Source organism: Pseudomonas sp. 05N434, assembly GCF_056396965.1.
The window spans coordinates 1-2,986 of the sequence record NZ_JBFTMK010000593.1; the positions used below are offsets into that span (position 1 = coordinate 1).

Here is a 2,986-nt window from a genome sequence, read left to right on the forward strand (position 1 = left end):
TTCTTGGTGAGCCGCGGCGCATGGTGTTCCAGGGCGTGCTGAAACTGTACGGCTTCGATTGGGATACCGAGTGGGCGGACGATGACACGCGCGAAAGCGTGATCGTGTTTATTGCCGATGAGTTGCCGGAGGAGAAGATTCGCGAGGGGTTTGCGCGGGTTGCGGCGCAGTAAGCCCCGACATTTTCAGCGGRCCCGATGCCGTCGTCGCAAGCAGGTCGAATCGTCGCACCGTCGCTCCCACAAGGGGATGCATTTCCAGTGTGGGATCGAGCCTGCTCGCGATGGCAATCTACCCGGCAACACGATTCTGGCTGAGTACTGATCCGGAGTGCAGCAGTACCTTCTCAAGATGATCCAGATGCCGGTGCATCAACATTTCGGCCATCACCACATTCCCACGTTCCACCGCATCGACAATCCCCATGTGCTCCTGCCATCCGCAATAATCACCGGTCTGAGCGTCATACTGCGCAATCGCCAATGAAGTCAGCGGCACCAGACTGCCAAGAAAATGCGCCAGTGGTGCATTTCCCGCCATTTCGGCCAGTTGCAAGTGAAACTCCCCCGATAACCGGATCGCTGGACCACGCTCCTTGCATTGGCGTTCGCTTTCGATCAAGGCTCGCAGGCGCTTCAGGTTTTGCGCACGAGGTTGCTGGCAGGCAAGTTTCACTAGCGTGACTTCGGTCAGACGGCGAGCATGAAGCGTCTGACGGGTCTGTTCGGCATCGGGATCGGCGACCCGGGGGCGATGATTGGTCCGCAGGATGATGATCTGCTGATGGGACAGCTGCGTCAGTACTCCACGAATGTCACTGCGCCTGGCACCGAACATCTGCGCCAGGCTTTCTTCGGTAAAGCGACTGGCCGCATTGATGCGCTGTTCGAGAATGGCGTCGAAGATTCGCGAATAAAGATCATCCACCGGCGGACGAAAGGGCAGGGCAACAAGCGTTTGTGGTGAGGCGAAGCTGTTCATGGCCTGTCTCCAGTTCGAAGAGGGGGTCAACTGCCGAGGTGGTCGTCCGGGATATTCAATTCGATGCCCATCCGTTGACCTTCCCGAAGGATGTGCCGACGCATTTCGGCGCTGGCCTGGGCGCTGTTTTTGCTGCGTATCGCTCGTACCATGGCTTCGCTTTCTTCAAGGCGCTCAGCCAAGTGCTCCGGAGAATTGCGCAGCACGTCGGCGCTTTGCTTGAGGGCATTGCTGGTCTGCTGCACCACGCTCTGGAAAATCGGGTTCGAGGTCAGGGTGAACAACTCTTCGTGGAACGCGATGTAGGCGTTCACACCGGCCTCGCTGTCATTGGCTTCCAGGGCTTCGCGCATGTCCATCAGGGTCAGGCGCAGTTGCCCGACTTCCTTGCTGCTGATGGACTGCGCCACCAGGCCGACGATGAACGGTTCGAGGGTGTAGCGCAGTTGCAGCACGTCTTCCAGGCTGGCCCCGGCGACTGCGCTGTCGTGGCTTTGGCTGTCGCTGAGATTGGCCTCCAGCACCACCACTCCTTTGCCCGGCATCGAGCGCACCAGCCCGAGGGTTTCCAGCACGATCACCGCTTCGCGCAGGCTTGGGCGGCTGATGCCCAGTTGTTCGGCCAGTTCACGCTGGCCCGGCAGCATGTCGCCGGAACGCCACTGACCGCGAGCCAGCGCGGCCCGTAGTTTTTCTACCACTGAATTTACGACGGTTGACGAGGTAATCACTGTTCGCTCCAAATCGCGATAAATGTGCCTGCCCGTGGGCAGGCACACGCTGTTTAAAATTCCTGCTGATGTGCCGGGACCACCGGTTTTCTCGGCTGGAAGGTATAACCCACCTGGCCGGACAGCACTTTGTTTGCCCGTTGGATATCGATGTCCTTTTCCCAGCGGGCAATGGCCACCGTGGCGACGCAGTTACCAATCAGATTGGTCAGCGCCCGGCCGATGCCCATGAACCAGTCCACCGCCAGCACCAGCACCAGGCCCACCACCGGAATTGCCGGGATCGCCGTCAGGGTGGCGGCGAGAATCACCAGCGCCGAGCCGGGAATCCCGTGGGCACCTTTGGAGGTGATCAGCGACACCAGCAGAATCGTCAGCAGGTCAGTCATGGCCAGCGGCGTGCCGGTGGCATTGGCGATGAACACAATGGCCAGGGTCAGGTAGATCGAAAAACCATCAAGGTTGAACGAATACCCGGTCGGAATCACCAGGCCGACCGTGGAGCTGCCGATGCCCAGATGCTCAAGCTTGCGCATGATTTGTGGCAGCACGGCGTCGGAAGAGGCGGTGCCCATGACGATCAGCAGTTCTTCGCGCAGGTACTTGAGCAGTGGCCACATCCGCAGGCCCGAGAGGCGCATCACCAGGCCGAGAATCAGCGCCACGAATGCCGCGCAGGTCAGGTAAAACAGGCCGACCAGGCTGCCCAGGTGTTGCAGCGAGTCCAGGCCATATTTGCTGGTGGTGAAGGCGATGGCGCCGAAGACGCCGATCGGCGCCAGGCGCACGATCATGCCCATGATGCGGAAGATCACATGGCTCAGCTCGTTGATCAGCCGGGAAATACCCGACGCCGCTTCACCCACCAGATTCAGCGCGCTGCCGAACAGCACCGAAAACAGCAGGACTTGCAGGATGTTGTTGTCGGCGAAGGCGCCGATCACCGAGGTCGGAATCAGGTCCATCAGGAACTGCGTGGTGGTGTGCATGTGCTGACCGCGCTGGGCGATGTCGCCCATGTCGGCGGCGGAGAGCTGCTCCAGATGAATGTTCGCGCCGCTGCCGATGCCGGTTGTGAAGGCGAACACCAGGCCGATCACCAGGGCGATGGTGGTCAGTATTTCGAAGTAGATGACCGATTTGAGGCCGATGCGTCCGACCTTCTTCAGGTCACCGGCACCGCTGATGCCGCTAACCACCACGCAAAACACGATCAGGCCAATAAGCATCTTGATCAGTTTGATGAAGCCGTCGCCAAGGGGTTTGAGTTGGGC

4 protein-coding genes are annotated in these 2,986 nt (G+C 59.9%); 1 reads left to right on the plus strand and 3 read right to left on the minus strand.

Annotation, left to right across the window (positions count from 1 at the left end; genetic code table 11):
* Positions 1-173: GTP-binding protein (locus AC1DLB_RS26435; RefSeq protein WP_477785953.1), on the plus strand; the 173-nt coding region annotated here is incomplete at its 5' end.
* Between the two features lie 118 nt (positions 174-291).
* Here the strand turns inward: AC1DLB_RS26435 and AC1DLB_RS26440 are convergent.
* From AC1DLB_RS26440 to AC1DLB_RS26450, 3 genes are all read right to left on the minus strand, one after another.
* Positions 292-981 (minus strand): GntR family transcriptional regulator, encoded by a 690-nt coding sequence (locus AC1DLB_RS26440; protein WP_086945913.1) that lies wholly within the window; start codon positions 979-981, stop codon positions 292-294.
* Between the two features lie 26 nt (positions 982-1,007).
* Complete coding sequence (locus tag AC1DLB_RS26445; protein ID WP_018925864.1) at positions 1,008-1,712, minus strand: FadR/GntR family transcriptional regulator; 705 nt, start codon at positions 1,710-1,712, stop codon at positions 1,008-1,010.
* A 53-nt stretch (positions 1,713-1,765) separates the two neighbouring features.
* A partial coding sequence (locus AC1DLB_RS26450; RefSeq protein WP_477785952.1) for a C4-dicarboxylate transporter DctA occupies positions 1,766-2,986 on the minus strand: 1,221 nt, incomplete at its 5' end.

Coding starts and splice junctions, on each gene's coding strand:
- AC1DLB_RS26440 (WP_086945913.1), bottom strand. CDS start 981: ATGAACAGCTTCGCCTCACCACAAACGCTTGTTGCCCTGCCCTTTCGT.